Genomic DNA, 17,808 nt, shown 5'->3' with positions numbered 1-17,808 from the left:
CATGGCGACTTTGTTCACGAAGATCATCGACGGCGAGATCCCCGGTCACTTCGTCTGGAAGGACGACTCCTGCGTCGCCTTCCTGGTGATCGACCCGCTGACCGACGGCCACACCGTCGTGGTGCCGCGCGAGGAGATCGACCACTGGCTCGATGCCTCACCGCAGCTGCTGAGCCACCTCACGCAGGTCGCGCAGACCATCGGCAGGGCCCAGCATGCTGCCTGGGACAGCGCCCGGGTGGGGGTCCTCGTCGAGGGTTTCGAGGTGCCGCACCTGCACGTGCATGTCTGGCCGGCCAACGGTGTCGAGGACTTCGATGTCCACAACGTGACCAAGGGCCAGGACCAGAAGGTGCTCGCCGCGAATGCGCAGCGGCTGCGCGACGCGCTGCGTGAGCAAGGGAACAGCGAGCACGTGCCGGACTGATCCCACCCGGGGGAATGACCGCGCTGTGCAGCACGTTGAACTGCGGCAGAGACCTTCTTTCCTTCGACCAGGAGACTTCCCATGCGGGACCCGATGGAGCTCGTCCGTTTCGAGCAGGACGCCCACGCCAGCGAACTCGGCGCGCGGACGCTGATCGTCGCGCTCGGCGGGTTGATCGACGCCGGCAACACCCAACGGCTACTCGTCCAGCACCTGCTGGCCAACGGTGACCCGGTCGTCGTCGCGTCCTTCGACATCGATCAACTGCTCGACTACCGCGGACGGCGTCCGCTGATGACCTTCGAGCGCGACCGATTCACCTCGTATGAGGACCCTTCCCTCAACCTCTACCGCCTGACCGACGACGAGGGCACGCCCTACCTGTTGCTCGCGGGCCCGGAGCCGGACTACCAGTGGGAGCGTGTCAGTGAAGCCGTTCGCGTGTTGACCCGACGCCTCGGCGTCCAGCTCGTCATCAGTGCGCATGGCATCCCGATGGCGGTGCCGCACACCCGCCCGGTCGGTATGACCAAGTACGCGACCGACCGGCGTCTCATTCCCGACAACGACGCCGTCTTCGGCGAGGTGCAGGTGCCCGGCAACCTGGAGCAACTGGTCCACCTTCGCCTCGGTGAGTCGGGCGTTGACGCGATCGGCCTGGCGCTGCACGTGCCCCACTACCTCGCAGCGATGGACTTCGGCGACGCCACGGTGGCCGCGATCGACACGATCGTGGGGTTCACCGGGCTGTCGTTGCCGGTGACCGATCTGGCGATGCAGGCCGAACTGCACCGCGCCGAGATCAGCCGGCAGATCGAGGCCAACCCCGAGATCCGCGACGTGGTGCAGGGCATTGAGCAGCAGTACGACGCGTTCGCGCAGGGGCGTCAGCGGCAGAACCTGCTGGCCACCGAACTGGCCGAACTTCCGAGCGCCGAGGAGATCGGTGCCGAGTTCGAGGAGTTCCTGCGCACCGAGGTCGGCGACGACGACGAGGACTGAGCCGCCCGGCGTCCGAAAGTCCGCAGAACTGCGCAGCTGACCCGCGCGTTCTGCGGACTTTCAGTCTTTGGCCTCGCTCCAGCGGTGGAAGATCCCGGCGTCGGCCACGAACCGCACCGGCGCGCCCCCCGACCAGCGTCTGGCCGCGTCCTGCAGCGCGGTCTCAACCGCCTGCATCGTCGAATCCGCCTGTGCGGCAGGGGTATGCACCAGCAGTTCGTCGTGCAGGCAGAGGACGATCTCGCCGCCGAGCGGTGCAATCGCAGCCCGGACGGTGAGCGCCCACGCCTTGAAGAACTCCGCCGCCGCACCCTGGACGACGGCATTGCGGGTGAACCGTCCGCGGCCACGTGCGCGGGCAGAGGTGTCGTCCGGGCCCACGGAGACAGGGACCAGGCGTCCGCCGTACGTCATCACCGACTCACCGCGTTCACCTCGTAGGGCTGCATCCCGCAGATACGCCATCGCCACCGGGTAGGTGTGCTCCAGCCGGCCCAGCACCTGACCGGCGGTGCCGCTCGTCTGGCCGTACATCGCCGCCAGCATCGCGATCTTCGCCGTCGGGCGGTCGACACTCAGATCCGTCGCGATCTCTGCGTACAGATCATCGGCGCGGGTGGCCTCGGCCAGGGCCGGGTCGCGCGACACGACCGCAAGGACGCGCGGCTCGATCTGACCGAGATCGGCGCGCACCAGGACGTGACCGGCTGCGGCTGCCACACCGGGACGCAGAGGAGCGGGCAGGCTGTGCAGCCCGGACCCGGCGGTCATCCGACCGGCCCCTCCGTCGGAGGCGTCCCACTCTCCGCGTAGCCGATCGTCGGGACCCACGAAACGATCGAGCCAATGCCACCCGTACGTCGTCGCGATCCGTTCGGCCTTGCGCCAGTCCAGCAAGGCGTCGACCAGGGGCGACCCGGCCCGATACGGCTCCAGATGCCAGGCGCGAGTGTCCTCGACATTGATTCCGCTGCGCCGCAACATGTCCCGCACGGCCAGCGGGTTGCGAAGGTCGATGCTCCCACCACCGGGAAGGTGCTGCCACACGACGGCATCTCGGCCGCGGCGAATCTCCGCAGCATGCCGGTCGTCGGTCGGACGCGGTCCCGCCGCCTGGGCGATCAACCCTTCGAGCGTGGGCCGGTCGATCGGCAGTCCGTGCTCCTCCAACTCGACGCAGAGCATCGCGGCCCCGGATTCGCTTGTTGCACAGGACAAACCGCCACATCGATCATCGAGCACATCGGCCTGCCACAACGCTGTGTCGAGAGCGGCACGACCCCACAGTTCGCGGTTTCCGCCGTCACGCAACCACTCCGGCGATCCTGTCCGTGCCGGCAACGGCTGCCCCGGACTCAACGTGGTGTCCTCGTCGGCGAGACCTGCGAACAGGTCGGGCCCACCCGGCCGTGCCTGACGTTCCTCGATGGGGGCGGGGATCGGCAGCCCGAACCGCGTCGACCAGACCGCGACAGGGTCGTCCCGGTGGCCCCCCGCGATCAAACGGTGAACGGCGGCGACGTCCCAGACGCGTGACAACCGGCCGTCGCCGATGAGGGCGCGGGCCGAGGAAGCGCTCCACCAGACCACGCGCCGTCCCTCGAGGACGCCGGCTTCGTGTACCGCGCGTGCATCACGGTGGTGACTCACCTGCTCGTCGACAACGCACACCTGCCCGCCGGGAGAGACCACGACCGCGGCCGCAACAGACAGCGCACCCCGCAGCGATCGCTGCGGGGTTGCCGTGTGTTCTGGTGCGCTCAGCGCTGACCGTCCTGCGGGGGCTCCCACCCGGACTGACCGTGCTGGCCCTGCTGGCCGTAGCCCTGCTGGCCCGGCTGCGCCTGGGTCGGGGCGTCTGCGCCACCGGCCGCGCGCACGTCGTCACGGTTCACCGCCTGGGTCGCGGCGTCCGAGACATCGCCACCCTGCTGCTGTCCGTAACCACCCTGCTGGCCGTGCTGCTGGCCGTAGCCGCCCTGTTGCGGCTGCTGGCCATACGCCTGCTGTCCGTATCCCTGCTGACCGGGCTGCTGGCCGTAGCCACCCTGCTGGGGCTGCTGGCCGTAGCCCTGCTGACCGGGCTGCTGGCCGTAGCCACCCTGCTGGGGCTGCTGGCCATACGCCTGCTGTCCGTAACCACCCTGCTGGTTGTGCTGCTGGCCGTGCTGCTGGCCGTAGCCCTGGGTGCCCTGAGCCGGGGTCTGGGAGCCCGCGGAGACACCGTAGGAGCCCGGCGTGCCGTAACCGTCGCTGTAGCCCTGGCCGTACTGGTAGCCACCCTGGTTGTAGGTGTTGTCGTAACCCGAACCGGTCGACCGCGACTTCTTGCGACGCATCATCATCAGGACGGTGCCCAGGATGCCGCCGAGCAGCAACAGCAGACCAAGGATCAGCACCGGAGTGCGCCACCCGCCGCCGATGTTGTCGGCGCGGTTACCGGCAAACAACTGACCTTTGGCGTTCTCGCACTTGGTCTCGTAGGAGGCCTTGGCCATGCCGTCGGGGCTGCGACCGATCTCCCAGTACTTCTTTCCGTCGGCCTCCACCGAGAAGTCCTCGGACGGCTGACCGAACGAGGTGGTGTTGCCGTTCGCGACCACGCTGCACTGTGCGTTGCCACGGTCGCTCTGCTCGGTGCTGTAGACGGAGAAGGCGGACGATTCCACGCTCTGACCGTTGGAGAACCCGTTCAGGCTCACCTTCGGGCTGGCCAGCGCGCTGACCAGCACGAGGATCAGACCGAGGAGGGCAGCCGCGGCCGGAATCGCCAACATCGCGTTCTTGTTGCCGGAAGAATTGGACATGCCGACAAAAGTAGCCCATCGTGGCCCAGCGATCGGCTACCGCCTCGCTGCTGTCTGCGGGGAATCCCGCGCCGGTGGCGCTCGATTCAGGACGATCAGGCGAGCCCGGCAGGGTCCTCGACCGGTTCGGCAGCAGCCCGGACGTGATTCCACAGTGCGTGCAACCCGCGCAGGCGCAACGGCGAGACCGCATCGCCGAGACCGAGTTGCCCGACCAGATCCGCCGGAGCGGTACGCACCTGCTGCGCCGCTCGCCCGTCCAGCGTCGGCACGATCAGTCCGGCGAATCCGCGTACGACGACCGCGCTCGACGGCACCGTGATGGCCAGATGGAAGACATCGGACGCGTCCAGTCGGGCCGCCCAACTCACCGGCGACTGGCACTCGGGCAGCCGGCGCAACTCACCTGCGGCAGCCGACGGCGCGGGCAGGTCCTCACCCAGTTCGACCAGCCACTCCAGTCGTTCGGCCAACGGCACCATGGCCGCTTCGTCCAGAAGCTCCGACAGCGTTTCCATCACGCCATCATCGCCGACGGATTCACCCTCGCGGCAGCCGCTGTCGGACGCGTCCGGCTGCCATGATGAGCCACATGTTCGGTTTCGGAGACAAGAAGGACGACCAGAAGAACGTCCCGGTGAAGCTCGATAGTGGACCGATGGGTAGTTCCGCCCTCGGGTTCGCCGAGAAGCTTCTTCAGGTCGGTATCGACGGCAAGGGCAGTTTCGACTCCGCCCAGAAGATCGCTGCGAAGGCACTGCAGGACAGCGGTGGCGACCAGGAGAAGGCGATCAAGGAGATCGTCTCCGACACTCGCCGCCTTGCTGCCGCCAACGGGTTCGTCACCGGCCTGGGTGGCTTCGTCACGATGGCCGTCGCGCTGCCGGCGAACGTCGCGGGCTTCTACCTGCTGTCCACCCGTATGGTGGCGGCTGTGGCCCACATTCGTGGCTACGACCTGCGTGACCCCAGCCTGCGGTCGGCGATCCTGCTGACCCTGGTCGGCGCGGACGCCAACGACATCATCAACAAGGCCGGCGTCGTCGCCACCGGTCGCCTGGCCGGCATGGCCGCCCAGCAGTTGCCGCCCCCGGTGCTGATGGTCGTCAACAAGGCCGTCGGGTTCCGGCTGATCGGCCAGGTGGGGGAGAAGGTCGCCACCCGTCTGGGTAAGGCCATCCCCTTCGCCGGCGGTTTCATCGGCGCCGGCATGGACTCCTGGATGCTGCACAAGGTCGCCAAGAACGCCGCGGAGCAGTTCCCTCGACGCTGATCGCATGATCGACGAAGCGGGACCGGTTGTGCACAGCCCGATCCCGCTCGGCGTGTCCTCCACAACCGGTGCAAGGGAGCACGACAGAAGTCTCCCGCCGGCACTGAAGTCAGCGGATGGAACCGATCCCTTCCCTGACCGGAGCCGGCGAACTGCTGGCCTACGTGCCCTACCAACTCGGGTTCAACCCGTCCGACAGCGTCGTCCTCGTCGGCTTCGACGAGGACGACCACCTGGTCGTCACCGCCCGCTTCGATCCGGTGGTGCCGGAGGCGGTGAACGACATCGCCCATCTGATCGGCCAGGGACGTCTGCGCACCTTGGCAAGCGCCGCACTGGTGAACTACGGCGACGGCGACGCTGTCCTCCTCACCTCGTCGGTACTACGAACCGCCCTGCGCTGCAACGGAATCGAGCTGGTTCACGTTTGGGAGGTCGATAACGGCACGTCCACCTGGGCGGCTCTGTGGTGCTGCTGTGGACAGTGCCCGGAGCAGCGGACCCCGCTGACCGAGGCACACCTGATCCCGGCGGCCGTCGAAGCCGTCTACCGCGGCTGCAGTCCCGCACCCAGTCGTGACGACCTGGAGAACCGGTGCACCCCGACTCAGGACGAAGCGCAGATCGCTGCCGAGGTCGAGGAATTGTGGAGCGTCATGGAGGCGGACCTCGAAACCGGCCGCGACCTCGAACTGGTTGCCGTCCATCGGATCCTTCGCGGTGACCCTGCTGCGCTCGACGATCCGGTGACGGTGAGTCGGGCCCTCGCGGCCGTCCAGGTGGTCGGCGTGCGCGACGGACTGCTGTGCTGGCTGCGTCCGGATGTGTTCCCACCGACCCGGCTGAGCAGAAGTGACCGGGACCGGTGGCAGCAGTCCGGCGAGCTCCCGTCGCCGAATCGCGCCGAGCGCGCCGGGACGGTGCACATCCTCATTCGCTGGGCATGCCGCGTCCCGGCACAGCTGTCGGCTCCGCTCTGGGCCTGCGTCGCGGCGTCCGAGTGGGCCGACGGCGGAAGCGCGGTGGCCACCATCGCGCTGGACCGTGCCTTCGAGGCCGATCCCGGATGTCGGCTCGCGAGTCTCGTCCGCAACTGCCTCCTGACAGGCACGCTGCCCGGCGGACGCATCGACCCGGCAGCCTGACCCTGCAGCGTGTCCGGTGCAAGAACAGGGGGCTGTCCGAACGCGCGCTCTGAGGTATCGTCGCTCCCGTCAAGAGTCCCAGCGTCAAGCCCCGGCTTGCTGGGCGGCAACCCTCCACCGCGTGGGGTGCCCCGGGTGAGGACAAGGTCCCGACCGTTCGGTCGGCGACAAGCGCGGGGCTGCATGAGCCCCCGGTTCCGCTGGGAGAGGCGATGAGCAGCAGTCACCACACGGGCACGCCGTCGACGTCGGTTTCGGCCCGGCACAACCACGCCCGTTCGACGCTCATGACCCCGGCTGCCCCAGGGTTGCGACCGAAGACTCCTGCGCAGAGTGCAGCGATCGAGAACGACCCGTACGACAATCCTGCGCTGCGTCGCTTCGATGCCGGGGCCTTCACGCTCGAATCCGGACGCACGATCGACGATGTCTTGGTCGGCTACCAGACCTGGGGCACCCTCTCGGAGATGGCCGACAACGCGATCCTGGTCGAGCATGCCCTCACCGGTGACGCGCACGTCGTCGGTGCGACGGGTCCGGGTCAACCCAGCGGCGGATGGTGGCCCGGCCTCATCGGGCCGGGTGCTCCGCTGGACACCGACCGCTTCTTCATCGTGGCCTCGAACGTGCTCGGGGGATGCCGTGGCACCACCGGCCCGAGCAGCCCGGCCCCGGACGGGCGCCCATGGGGATCACGCTTCCCGCAGATCACCATCCGCGACCAAGTGCTGGTCGAGGCCGCCCTCGCCGATCACCTCGGCATCGAACGCTGGCAACTGGTGCTCGGCGGCTCAATGGGCGGCATGCGTGCGCTGGAATGGCTGGGCAGCTTCCCGCAGCGTTGCGACAGCGTGCTCGCGATCGCGACGACCGGTTGTGCGACGGCCGACCAGATCGCCTGGGGACAAGCACAGGAACTCGCGATCAGCTCCGACCCCGACTACTGCGCCGGTGACTACTACCCCGGCCCCGGGCCACGTGCGGGCCTCGGTCTGGCTCGTCGCATCGCGCACACGACCTATCGCAGCGCCGACGAACTCGAGCAGCGGTTCGGTGTAAAGCCGCAGAGCACTGAGGACCCGCTCGGTGGCGGACGCTTCGCCGTCGAGAGCTACCTGGACCACCAGGCCGGCAAACTCGTCCGTCGGTTCGACGCCGGAAGCTACCTACATCTGACCCGTGCGATGGCGACTCACGACATCGGACGCGGTCGTGGGGGTGTCGCAGCCGTCGTCGCGGCCTACCCCGGACGCCTTCACGTGGCCGCCGTCGACTCCGACCGTCTCTTCCCTCCACATCTGTCGCACGAATTGGCAGCGGCCGCCGGCGTACGCACCTCGCTGATCCGGTCCGTGTGCGGTCATGACGGCTTCCTGGTCGAGACCGACCAGATCGAAGCGATCGTCACCGACGCTCTGCCTGCGGGGTCGGCCGGCTCCACCCCCCGGGTGGGGTAGCGTCGCCGACGACGAAGGAGAAGGGGAGAGTTGATGAGGATCGTGGTGGCATTCCTGGCCACGCCCGAGGGAGAGGCGGCGTTCGCCGCAGCCGCCGCTCAGGGGCGAGCCCAAGGGCTCGAGGTGAGCGTCGTGCCGCTCGACCGAACCGCCGAGCCGCGGGCGCAGGCGCTCGCGGACGCGTCCGGCGCGGCGTCGGTCACCGTCACGCCCGCGCTCGGGGGCCAAGACCTCGTCGAGTCCTTCCTGGCGACTGCACGCGATCTGGACGCGAGTCTGATCGTGATCGGGCTGCGGCGCCGCACGACCGTCGGCAAGCTGATCCTCGGCACGAACGCGCAACGCATCATGCTGGACGCACCGGTTCCGGTGCTCACGGTCAAGCCCGACACCGCCTGAAGACTCGGTCCTACTGCGTTCGGGAACGCCCCGGGATTGGGCCGCGGGCAGCGCGTCGTTTTATAATGTCTACAAGTACGCGCCCCGCTTCGGGCCCGACCCGAAGAGTGAACCGCGAATGCTTGAAATCCCCATCGGTGAACCGCCACTCGGCGGTGTGTCGTTATGCCCTCGTGCCATCGGCACAGCCCCGCAACGGAATGGAAGGTAGTCAGTGACTTCCGCGTCGAAAACCGCTGAGACCAAACAGCTTCCGGCTGAATTCTCCCACCCGGCCCTGCAGCAACTGCTCGAGAAGGGTGCCGCGACCGGATCGGTCGACGGCGACGACGTGAAGGCGGCGCTGGAAGAAGCATCGCTGGAGCCGAAGCGGATGAAGGCGGTGCTGAAGGAGCTCGACCGTCAGGGCATCACCGTCGAGGTCCCCGAGATCGTCCCCGTCAAGAAGACAGCCGCGCGCAAGACTGCTGCGAAGAAGGCTCCGGCGAAGAAGACCGCGGCCAAGACCACCACCGCCAAGACCGCTGCGGCGCAGGACGATTCGGCCGACGACACAGCGGTTGCGAAGGCTCCGGCGAAGAAGACCGCTGCCAAGAGCGCGGTGAAGAAGACCACCGCGAAGGCGCCGGCCAAGAAGACCGCCGCCAAGAGCGCGGCGCCGGACGAGGTCGCAGAGGCTGTCCCGGCGAAGAAGGCTGCCGCCAAGGGCGCTGCGAAGAAGTCCACGGCCAAGAAGACCGCGGTGAAGAAGGGCGACGTCGACGAGGTCGAGCTCGAAGAGGTCGAGATCGAGGATGTCGACCTGGAGCTCGGCGACGAAGCGAAGATCGACCCGAAGACCGTCGTCAACTCCGAAAAGGACGAGGCCAAGGACGACGACGCCGAGGAGTCCACCGCGGAGTCCACCGAGGAGACGAAGGCCGAGGAGACAGAGACCGGCGGATTCGTCATCCGCCAGGACGACGAGGACGACGCCCCCGCGCAGCAGGTCGTCACCGCCGGTGCCACCGCCGACCCGGTGAAGGACTACCTGAAGCAGATCGGAAAGGTCGCCCTGCTCAACGCCGAGCAGGAGGTCGAGCTCGCCAAGCGCATCGAGGCCGGTCTGTTCGCGGAGGAGAAGCTCAACTCCGGCGAGAAGATGGACATGACCATCAAGCGTGAGCTGTGGTGGATCGCCCAGGACGGTAAGAAGGCCAAGAACCACCTGCTCGAGGCCAACCTGCGACTGGTCGTCTCGCTCGCCAAGAGGTACACCGGCCGCGGCATGCTCTTCCTCGACCTGATCCAGGAGGGCAACCTCGGTCTGATCCGTGCGGTCGAGAAGTTCGACTACACCAAGGGTTACAAGTTCTCGACCTACGCCACGTGGTGGATCCGTCAGGCGATCACCCGAGCGATGGCCGACCAGGCGCGCACCATCCGTATCCCCGTGCACATGGTCGAGGTCATCAACAAGCTGGCTCGCGTGCAGCGTCAGATGCTGCAGGACCTCGGACGCGAACCCACTCCGGAGGAGCTTGCCAAGGAGCTCGACATGACCCCGGAGAAGGTCGTGGAGGTGCAGAAGTACGGTCGCGAGCCGATCTCGCTGCACACTCCGCTCGGCGAGGACGGCGACAGCGAGTTCGGTGACCTCATCGAGGACTCCGAGGCGGTCGTCCCGGCTGATGCAGTGAGCTTCACGCTGCTGCAGGAACAACTGCACTCGGTGCTGGACACCTTGTCCGAGCGTGAGGCCGGCGTGGTGGCGATGCGCTTCGGTCTGACCGACGGTCAGCCGAAAACCCTGGACGAGATCGGCAAGGTCTACGGCGTGACGCGTGAGCGGATCCGCCAGATCGAGTCCAAGACGATGAGCAAGCTGCGCCACCCCTCGCGTTCCCAGGTGCTGCGCGACTACCTGGACTGATCCGGTTCGAACAACAGGAAAGGGCCCCCGGCGACGGGGGCCCTTTCTGCGTGCGTGGGTGGGGCGCCGCTGACGTCAGTCCTTGCGCCAGGGCATCACCTTGCGCAGGAACCACCGGCGTCCGGTGCGCGGAGCGAATCGGTGGACCAACTTGTGGCGGAAGCCTGCGTTGCGGCGGACGGCCTCGATGACGGCGGCGGTGTCGGTGCGGACGTCCAGATCGTCGTCCGCACGTCCGTATCGGGCCTTCTCCAAGGTGCGCGTGGCACGGTCGAGGGCCTGCGAGGACTCGCTGCCCAGGGCACCTGCTCGCCGGTAGTGCTGAAGTTGGGCACGGGGTGAGACATCGGGTGGGTGGGGGACGCCGAGGTCGTCCAGGTCGTCGCGGAAGGTGAGCCAGTCGGCCTCCACCTGTTCACGCAGGTCGTCGGTGCGTCGCCGTCTTTCGGCTTCTCGTCGAGCGGCCATCGGCAGGAACGAACCCAGCAGACCGAGGAACAGCGCTACGAGCACCAGCCAACCGAGGTACTTGAAAGCGGTGCCGAACCAGGACGGAGTGTCCGAGCCGGTGCCGCCGCCGCTGTCGGTGGCGGACGACGTCTGGGCGGGAGCGGTGGACGCGTCGGCCGAGGTGGTCGGTGTCGTCTGCTCCGGCCGCTCGGTACGGCTCGGCCCGCTGGTCTGCGGCACGGCGTAGTCGGGAACGCTTGCGGCGCGGCTGCCCGGAGTCGGCTCGAACCGCGTCCAGCCCAGACCGGGGAAGTACAACTCGGGCCAGGCGTGAGCGTCGGACTGGATGACGGTGTACTGGTCGGCACTCAGCGAGGGGCTGCCGCCGAGGAATCCGATGGCCATCCGTGCAGGAATCTGCTCCAGTCGAGCGAGCATGATCATCGCGGTGGCGAACTGGACGCAATAGCCCTGCTTGGTGAGCAGGAAGTTGGTGATCGGGTCGGCGGTCTGGTCGTTCACCGTGCGCCGGGTCGGGGCCAGCGTGAGGGAGTAGGTGAAACCGCCGCCGGAGCGCAGGTAGTCCTGGATAGCGACCGCTCGCTCGAACGGGTTGTCACCGCCCTCGATGCGTGACAGCGTGCGCCGCAGCTCCGGCAGCGCTCGGGGATCGATGGCCAGGTCGCGCTCGAACCCCTCCGGGGTGGACCTGGAGGTCGGACGAGCCGACGGTCCGAGCAGTGCATATTTCACCGAGTACTGCGACACGCTGCGTTGCGGGCTGATGACCGATGTCGTGGGGTCGTACTGCCAGGAGGCACCCCCGAGGTCGACGCTGAGCGTCGGGGTCGGGGTCGCGAGGAGGCCTGCGGTGAGAGTGCTGGACTCGACCCGGATCGACTGCTCGACGTAGCCCGCATCGGGTCGCAGTCCGGCCGGTTGGATCCGCGCGTTGTCCGAGCCGCCTTGCTGATCTGCCGGGTCCGTCTGGCTCCACTGCCCGTCGTTGTAGGCCGATGAGGTGAACACCCGCAGGGGTCCGGGCGTCGGGTCCTGAGTGCTGTAGGTGATCACCGGTGTGCGGTCGTTGCTCACCAGACTCCGACTGACGTCGAGGGTGTTCGACAGTCCGACCGAGCCGGTGCCGCCGGTGCGCCGGCCGAGTCCTTCGCCGAGGTAACGCTGGTCGGTCGACGGCAGTACGTGCGGCACCACCAGTGCGCCGATCAACGCCAGCAAACCCACCGTCCGCGCGACCGACGCGAAGCCGCCCAGTCCCAGCCGATCGCCGAGCAGAGTGGGAGCAGTGGCGCGGGCCGTCGTGTTGGACCAGCGCTGGACGTTTCCTCGGGCAGTCAGGCCCACCATCAACAGCCAGCCCGTCGCCGCGGCGAGGAAGTAATGCGGCGCGAGGCCGTCCGTCGTGTTCGCCGCACTGATCAGGTAGATGCTCATGATCGGCAGGCCTGCAACAGCCGGGGCAGCCAGACCGACGGCAAGGACATCGGTGAGCACGGCCAGCATCGCGATCAGACCGACGATCGCGAACCGCAGCCCCTCGGTTTCCGGCGCGGGAGCCGCATACTTGCGGATGGTGCCGTCTGCCTCGGTGATCAGGGCCCTGACCGTGTCGACGGTGGGCTCGCCGGAACCTCGGACATACAGGAACCACAACGCTCCCGCGACCACCACGAACTGCACCCAGACCACCGCGAACTCCGGGATGTGCACCGCGCGAGCAAGGACCGCGCACCCGAGCGCCAGTGCGACAACGAGCACGGCATCCCAGACCCAGTCGCTGCCGCGGACGAGGGTCGTGATCGGCCACGCCGCGATCAGTGCGGTGACGCCGGCCAGCAGCGTCAGTGGGGCTTGACGGAACCTCACAACGCACCCACCCGTACCAGCGAACGCCTGGTGATGGTGTTCCACGCCTGCTCGATCGTCATGTCGGCGGATACATCGACGACGCGCCAGCCGTAGTCGGCGAGGCCGACCGTCCGCTGCGGCGAAGGACCGCCGAAGGACGCGGTGTCGAGGCGAAGGGCGAGGGCGGACGCGCCCGGCTGACGCAGCGATCCCAGATCGTTCAGCAGTCCGGCGAGGTCGTCGGCGACGGCAGAGACCACGACAGCTCCGGTGCCTGCCACATCGTGAGCGCCCTTGAGGACCGAGGCGAAGTTCGTGTCGTCGCCGCCGAGGGCGGCACGTGCCAGCCACAGTTGGACCACCGTCGGTGGCAGATCGCTCAGGTGTGCTCCCGCAGCAACCGTCTCCTTGCTCACCAGGTGCACCAGATAACCGAGTTCGTGCATTCGGGCCGCGATGGAGGCCAGCGCGCTGACCGCCCACTCGAAGGATGAATGCTCGCCGTGTCCGGCGTGCGCGCTGGAACGCGAGTCGAGCAGCAGGACGCAGGACCGCCTCGCCGGGCGGTCGAGCTGCCGGACCATCAGTTCTCCGCGGTGCGCCGTGGCGGGCCAGTGCACCTTACGCAGATCGTCGCCGTCCTGGTAGTTGCGCAGACTGACGTCCTCCTCGCCGTGCAGCGCGATCATCGCGGGGGTCGTTCCTTCCTGCCCCGAACCGGCGCCGGGCGGATGGCTGGCACCGAGCGCCACGATGCGGGGGAGCACCAGCAGCCGGTCGACCGCCTGGACGGTGACGTGTCGTTCGGTCATTCCGAACGGGTCGCGGATGCTGACGTGCACAGGACCCACGTCGTGCTCACCGCGGACCCGTGGTTGAACGGTGTACTCCACCACCCGGGATTCGCCGGCTCCCATGCCGGGCAGGACGAATCGGGGTGAATCACCGAGGGTGTAGTCGAGGGTCTCCTGAGCCAGGCCGTAGCGGGACCGGCGTCGGTCGGTGTTGGTGAAGGTGAGGGTGATCGCACATCGGGATCCGGCGGTGACGACATCAGGCTGTAGTTGCCGGGCCACCTCGACGCGGCGGTCCCGCCGCCGCGACAACCACCAGGTCGCAACGACCAGGGCGAGCAGAAGGCCACCCAGACGCACGACATCCAGGAAACCCAGCACGACGCCGCCGACCAGGAGGGTGAGCCCCGCAGACAGGAACGACCGCCCGCGGGTGGTCAGTCGTGCCTTCTTCATCTGGTGCTCACCTCGTACTCAGGACGCCGAACGCGCGATTCAGCGGGCGGAAGCCGCGGGCACCGGCACCCGCTGCAGGAGTTGCTCCAGCACCTCGCCTGCACCATGCCGCAGGTGCTGCTGGTCGGCGCTCAGGATCACCCGGTGTGCCAGAACCGGGAGGGCGACCCGTTGGACATCCTCGGGGATGACGTGGTCGCGGCGATCGAGTGCAGCGTTGGCCCGCGCCGCACGCAGCAGACCGAGAGCGGCACGCGGCGAGGCGCCGAGGCGAAGCGCGGAGGTCGAGCGGGTGGCTGTCACGATGTCGACGACGTACTGGCGCAGGGCGGGGCTCGCGTAGACCTGGGCGACGCGGGCGATCGCTGCCGCGACGGACGTCGCATCTGTGACCGGGCGCAGCCGCGCCAGCGGACTGCCCGCACCGTGCGAGTCGAGCATGGCCAGTTCGGCGGCGGCGGTCGGGTAACCCATCGAGATACGGGCCATGAACCGGTCGCGCTGCGCTTCGGGCAACGGGTAGGTGCCCTCCATCTCGATCGGGTTCTGGGTGGCCATCACCATGAACGGGCGCGACAACTCGTAGGTCGTGCCGTCGACGGTGACCTGTGCCTCTTCCATGCACTCCAGGAGCGCGGACTGGGTCTTGGGCGAGGCCCGGTTGATCTCGTCGCCGACCACGAGGTTGGCGAACACCGCTCCCGGACGAAATTCGAACGTGCGGGCATCCTGGTTGAAGACACTGACGCCGGTGATGTCACTGGGCAGCAGGTCCGGCGTGAACTGGATCCGTCGCATCGTGCCGTCGATCGACCGGGCGAGCGTCTTGGCGAGCATCGTCTTGCCGACGCCCGGTACATCCTCGATCAACAGGTGACCTTCGGCGAGCAGCACGATGATCGCGGTGCGCACGGCGTCCGACTTGCCCTCGATGACCGAGGACACCGCCTCGTGAATGCGTGCGGCGAGGTCGTGCACCTCGTCCAGTGACAGCTGCGGATCAGGGTCGCTCTCGCCTCGGATCCGGTGATCGTCCTCGGTTCTGGCGAGTTGCGACGCATCCTGCATGGGTAGATCCTGCCCGACCACGACCCCGGATCCCATCACCGGTTGGCCACGACTTGCTCGGCTCACTCATCCTCCACTTTGCTCCACCGTCCCGTCGGGTCCGGCGCTGAAGAACGCAACCACGCTTCACCCGACCCGACGATCACCCGGGTTTCCGGTGGTTCAACGTGCAGCTGTCCCATTTTTCGCCCGGTGTCGCGTGGATTGATCGAAGAGATGGCCGAAAATCCCTCCACCACGCACCAGTGGCTCTGACCTGGGAAAACACTCGAGAAGAGTCCGAATTCGATCTCTTTGAGGGCGACAGGTGGGGTCTGGTGGAGTAAAGTGGAGCAAACAGGAGCACTGCGGAATCGATCGGGCGGGAAGGGGCGGTGAGGATGACCTTGTTTCTCGGTACCCATCAGCCCCGACTGGATGACAAGGGCCGCATGTTCCTGCCCGCCAAGTTCCGCGAGAAGCTCGCTTCCGGGCTGGTCATCACCCGTGGTCAGGAGCGCTGCCTGTACGTCTTCGCGATGGCCGACTTCGAAAAGCTCGCCGCAGAAATGAGCCGCACCCCGGTCACCAACAAGGCGGCCCGCAATTTCCAGCGTGTGCTGCTGTCGGCCGCCTCGGACGAGATCCCCGACAAGCAGGGGCGCATCACGATCCCCGCGATCCTGCGGGAATACGCCGGCCTCACCAAGGAGTGCACGGTGATCGGCGCCGGCAACCGGGTCGAGTTGTGGGCCACCGAGGCGTGGAACGAACTGCTGGCCAGCACCGAGGACGAGTTCGCCGACCAGGCACAGGAGGTGATTCCTGGCGGTCTGTTCTGACCTCTTCTGACCTGTGGCCTCCATCCGCTGACGCGTGCGCGTCGACATCACTTCCCCGGTGCCGACGACATGCAGCGGCTGGGGACCGGAGATCAGAAAACGGCAACCCGCAGGAATCACCACCACAAGATTCACCGCCCACCACCGACAACACACCGCAGACGAGCGAAAGGCGAAGCGATGAGCGACAACCGGACAGTGGCCGACCGCCACGTTCCGGTCATGCGCGACCGCATCATCGAGCTGCTGCGTCCGGCACTGGTCACAGGAGAGTCAGGTCTGCGTCCGGTGTACCTCGACGGAACGCTCGGCATGGGTGGTCACACCGAGGCGATCCTCAAGGCCTGTCCGGACGCGGTCGCGTACGGCGTCGACCGCGACACGGAAGCGCTGCGTCTGGCGGGGGAGCGGTTGGCACAGTTCGGGGACCGGTTCATTCCGGTGCATGCTCGCTACGACGACGCGATCGAGGAACTGGCCGAACTCGACGTCCATCGCGTTGACGCGGCCTTGTTCGACCTGGGTGTCAGTTCCCTGCAGCTCGATGAGACCGAGCGCGGTTTCTCCTACAGCCGGGACGCCGCCTTGGACATGCGGATGGATCAGACCCAGGGGATGACCGCCGCCGATGTCATCGCCGAGTACGACGAGGGCGACCTTCGGCGCATCCTGCGGGAGTACGGCGAGGAACGGTTCGCCGGCAAGGTCGCCAAGGCGATCGTGCGGCGCCGTGAGCAGTCGCCGATCCGCACCTCCGACGAACTCATGCAGGTGCTGCGGGACGCCATCCCGGCGGCCTCGCAACGCACCGGCGGGCACCCCGGGAAGCGGACCTTCCAGGCACTGCGCATCGAGGTGAACGCCGAACTGCTCAGCTGGCAGGCCGCCTTGCCTGCGGCGATCGATGCGCTCGCGATCGGGGGACGCATCGCGGTGCTGTCCTACCACTCGCTCGAGGACCGCATCACCAAGCACGAACTGCAGGCCGGCGCGCGTTCGACCGCCCCCGCCGGTCTGCCGGTCGAACTGCCCGAACACAAGCCCTACCTGAAACTCCTCACCCGTGGCGCCGAGCAACCCGGCGACGCCGAGGTGAACACGAACCCGCGCGCGGCGTCCGCCCGTCTGCGCGTAGCTGAACGAATCCGTGCCACGAAGGGAACCAAGCGATGAGCCAGGCCACCGCCCGCCCGTTGACGGTCCGCCGCGCCCCGCGGGGAGCCAACCCGACCGCCACCCGTGCGCGGCTCAAGCTCGTCCAGCCGGCGACGCACACGAGCGAGGGGGAGTCGGTTTCGTCATCCTCTGCGCGACGCTGCTGGTCGGCGGCCTGCTCACCGTGCTCCTGCTCAACACTGCACGAGCCCAGCAGCAGTACACGATCGGTGACCTGCAGAATGCCTCGTCCCGGCTGTCGGCCAAGGACCAGGAACTGGGCACACAACTCACCTACGCCCGTGCTCCGCAGCAGGTCGCGCTCAAGGCGCAGGAGTTCGGGATGGTGCCGGCCGGGAAGATTCGGTACGTGCGCGCCTCCGATCACCGACTCGTCGGCGTGGCGGAAGGCAGCGCTGCGACCGCCCCGTTTACCGTGAGCACGTTGCCCAGGACACCGGCCACCCCGATCGCCGAACTCGCCGTGAACTCGGCGGGCAAGGCAGGACTGGTGGAGAAGCCGAAGCCCAAGGCAGCGCCGGAGGCAAAGAAGCCGGCGCCGCCCGCAGCTTCGACCAAACCGTCGGACAAGGCGACCGCGACACCTAGCACCAAGCCCAGCACCAAGCCCAGCACCAAGCCCAGCACCAAGCCCAGCACCAAGCCGCAGAACAGCCCGAAGTCCACGGGTGGCACGGCCACCAAGCCCGCCCCCCAGAAGAACGAGAAGACGACGTCGCCCACGCCGACGTCCGCGAGGTGAGCCAGTGACG

At 67.8% G+C, this 17,808-nt stretch carries 16 protein-coding genes and 1 riboswitch; of the genes, 10 read left to right on the top strand and 6 right to left on the bottom strand.

Translation table 11 applies throughout. The features are described from left to right. Position 1 precedes the first annotated feature (1 nt). Both MF407_RS08740 and MF407_RS08735 read left to right on the top strand, forming a co-directional pair. On the top strand, positions 2 to 427 hold the full coding sequence (locus tag MF407_RS08740) for an HIT family protein (protein ID WP_129624088.1): 426 nt from the start codon (positions 2 to 4) through the stop codon (positions 425 to 427). Positions 428 to 508: 81 nt separating this feature from the next. Next, positions 509 to 1,429 carry a PAC2 family protein gene (locus MF407_RS08735; RefSeq protein ID WP_129624087.1) on the top strand — a complete coding sequence of 307 codons (921 nt, stop codon included), beginning with the start codon at positions 509 to 511 and terminating at the stop codon, positions 1,427 to 1,429. Between the two features lie 60 nt (positions 1,430 to 1,489). Here the strand turns inward: MF407_RS08735 and MF407_RS15870 are convergent, their stop codons facing one another. The 3 genes from MF407_RS15870 to MF407_RS08720 all read right to left on the bottom strand — a co-directional run bounded on the left by MF407_RS15870 (position 1,490) and on the right by MF407_RS08720 (position 4,754). Beyond that, complete coding sequence (locus MF407_RS15870; RefSeq protein WP_239702038.1) at positions 1,490 to 3,220, bottom strand: DNA polymerase; 1,731 nt, start codon at positions 3,218 to 3,220, stop codon at positions 1,490 to 1,492. Next, positions 3,190 to 4,236, bottom strand: coding sequence for a hypothetical protein (locus tag MF407_RS08725; protein WP_239702037.1), 1,047 nt, complete (start codon positions 4,234 to 4,236; stop codon positions 3,190 to 3,192). Before MF407_RS08725 ends, MF407_RS15870 begins: the two co-directional genes overlap by 31 nt. Before the next feature lie 95 nt (positions 4,237 to 4,331). Beyond that, positions 4,332 to 4,754 (bottom strand): SufE family protein, encoded by a 423-nt coding sequence (locus MF407_RS08720; RefSeq protein ID WP_129624085.1) that lies wholly within the window; start codon positions 4,752 to 4,754, stop codon positions 4,332 to 4,334. A 74-nt stretch (positions 4,755 to 4,828) separates the two neighbouring features. Here MF407_RS08720 and MF407_RS08715 point away from each other — a divergent pair, with 74 nt between their 5' ends. The 5 genes from MF407_RS08715 (at position 4,829) to MF407_RS08695 (ending at position 10,422) form a co-directional block, all read left to right on the top strand. Then, entirely contained in the window at positions 4,829 to 5,509 is a 681-nt protein-coding gene (locus tag MF407_RS08715; protein ID WP_129624084.1) for an EcsC family protein, read from the top strand. A gap of 116 nt (positions 5,510 to 5,625) precedes the next feature. After that, entirely contained in the window at positions 5,626 to 6,654 is a 1,029-nt protein-coding gene (locus tag MF407_RS08710; protein ID WP_141928055.1) for a DUF4192 domain-containing protein, read from the top strand. Between the two features lie 67 nt (positions 6,655 to 6,721). Next, a riboswitch (SAM riboswitch) is annotated at positions 6,722 to 6,834 on the top strand. A gap of 32 nt (positions 6,835 to 6,866) precedes the next feature. Further along, the gene (locus MF407_RS08705) at positions 6,867 to 8,111 is read left to right on the top strand and encodes a homoserine O-acetyltransferase (RefSeq protein WP_168990093.1); all 1,245 of its coding nucleotides are present in this window, start codon (positions 6,867 to 6,869) and stop codon (positions 8,109 to 8,111) included. A 33-nt stretch (positions 8,112 to 8,144) separates the two neighbouring features. After that, complete coding sequence (locus MF407_RS08700; RefSeq protein ID WP_129624082.1) at positions 8,145 to 8,510, top strand: universal stress protein; 366 nt, start codon at positions 8,145 to 8,147, stop codon at positions 8,508 to 8,510. Between the two features lie 214 nt (positions 8,511 to 8,724). Beyond that, positions 8,725 to 10,422: an RNA polymerase sigma factor gene (locus tag MF407_RS08695; RefSeq protein ID WP_141928056.1), complete on the top strand. Its 1,698-nt coding sequence runs from the start codon at positions 8,725 to 8,727 to the stop codon at positions 10,420 to 10,422. 75 nt (positions 10,423 to 10,497) lie between these two features. Here MF407_RS08695 and MF407_RS08690 read toward each other — a convergent pair whose 3' ends face one another. Genes MF407_RS08690 through MF407_RS08680 form a run of 3 tightly spaced genes read right to left on the bottom strand, consistent with a single transcriptional unit; the run spans position 10,498 to position 15,059 of the window. Next, entirely contained in the window at positions 10,498 to 12,759 is a 2,262-nt protein-coding gene (locus MF407_RS08690; protein WP_129624081.1) for a DUF3488 and transglutaminase-like domain-containing protein, read from the bottom strand. Continuing rightward, entirely contained in the window at positions 12,756 to 13,991 is a 1,236-nt protein-coding gene (locus tag MF407_RS08685) for a DUF58 domain-containing protein (protein ID WP_129624080.1), read from the bottom strand. Before MF407_RS08685 ends, MF407_RS08690 begins: the two co-directional genes overlap by 4 nt. 39 nt (positions 13,992 to 14,030) lie before the next feature. Next, positions 14,031 to 15,059 (bottom strand): AAA family ATPase, encoded by a 1,029-nt coding sequence (locus tag MF407_RS08680; protein ID WP_129624079.1) that lies wholly within the window; start codon positions 15,057 to 15,059, stop codon positions 14,031 to 14,033. A 386-nt stretch (positions 15,060 to 15,445) separates the two neighbouring features. Between MF407_RS08680 and mraZ the strand changes: the two genes are divergently transcribed. The 3 genes from mraZ (at position 15,446) to MF407_RS08665 (ending at position 17,798) form a co-directional block, all read left to right on the top strand. Continuing rightward, on the top strand, positions 15,446 to 15,880 hold the full coding sequence (gene mraZ / locus MF407_RS08675) for a division/cell wall cluster transcriptional repressor MraZ (protein ID WP_141929465.1): 435 nt from the start codon (positions 15,446 to 15,448) through the stop codon (positions 15,878 to 15,880). A gap of 180 nt (positions 15,881 to 16,060) precedes the next feature. Continuing rightward, positions 16,061 to 17,053, top strand: coding sequence for a 16S rRNA (cytosine(1402)-N(4))-methyltransferase RsmH (gene rsmH, locus MF407_RS08670; protein ID WP_129624078.1), 993 nt, complete (start codon positions 16,061 to 16,063; stop codon positions 17,051 to 17,053). Between the two features lie 166 nt (positions 17,054 to 17,219). Next, the gene (locus tag MF407_RS08665) at positions 17,220 to 17,798 is read left to right on the top strand and encodes a hypothetical protein (RefSeq protein WP_239702036.1); all 579 of its coding nucleotides are present in this window, start codon (positions 17,220 to 17,222) and stop codon (positions 17,796 to 17,798) included. The last annotated feature ends 10 nt before the right edge of the window (positions 17,799 to 17,808 follow it).

Source organism: Yimella sp. NH-Cas1 (assembly GCF_022359705.1).
GTDB lineage: Bacteria > Actinomycetota > Actinomycetes > Actinomycetales > Dermatophilaceae > Yimella > Yimella lutea.
This window is presented reverse-complemented; position numbering and strand designations above follow the sequence as displayed.

Bases quoted from the DNA above. Each gene is read 5' to 3' on its own strand.
- MF407_RS08705 (WP_168990093.1), top strand. From the start codon at position 6,867: ATGAGCAGCAGTCACCACACGGGCACGCCGTCGACGTCGGTTTCGGCC.
- MF407_RS08680 (WP_129624079.1), bottom strand. From the start codon at position 15,059: ATGCAGGATGCGTCGCAACTCGCCAGAACCGAGGACGATCACCGGATC.
- MF407_RS08735 (WP_129624087.1), top strand. From the start codon at position 509: ATGCGGGACCCGATGGAGCTCGTCCGTTTCGAGCAGGACGCCCACGCC.
- rsmH (WP_129624078.1), top strand. From the start codon at position 16,061: ATGAGCGACAACCGGACAGTGGCCGACCGCCACGTTCCGGTCATGCGC.
- MF407_RS08725 (WP_239702037.1), bottom strand. From the start codon at position 4,236: ATGTCCAATTCTTCCGGCAACAAGAACGCGATGTTGGCGATTCCGGCC.
- MF407_RS08720 (WP_129624085.1), bottom strand. From the start codon at position 4,754: ATGGAAACGCTGTCGGAGCTTCTGGACGAAGCGGCCATGGTGCCGTTG.
- MF407_RS08710 (WP_141928055.1), top strand. From the start codon at position 5,626: ATGGAACCGATCCCTTCCCTGACCGGAGCCGGCGAACTGCTGGCCTAC.
- MF407_RS08715 (WP_129624084.1), top strand. From the start codon at position 4,829: ATGTTCGGTTTCGGAGACAAGAAGGACGACCAGAAGAACGTCCCGGTG.
- MF407_RS08740 (WP_129624088.1), top strand. From the start codon at position 2: ATGGCGACTTTGTTCACGAAGATCATCGACGGCGAGATCCCCGGTCAC.
- MF407_RS08685 (WP_129624080.1), bottom strand. From the start codon at position 13,991: ATGAAGAAGGCACGACTGACCACCCGCGGGCGGTCGTTCCTGTCTGCG.
- MF407_RS08700 (WP_129624082.1), top strand. From the start codon at position 8,145: ATGAGGATCGTGGTGGCATTCCTGGCCACGCCCGAGGGAGAGGCGGCG.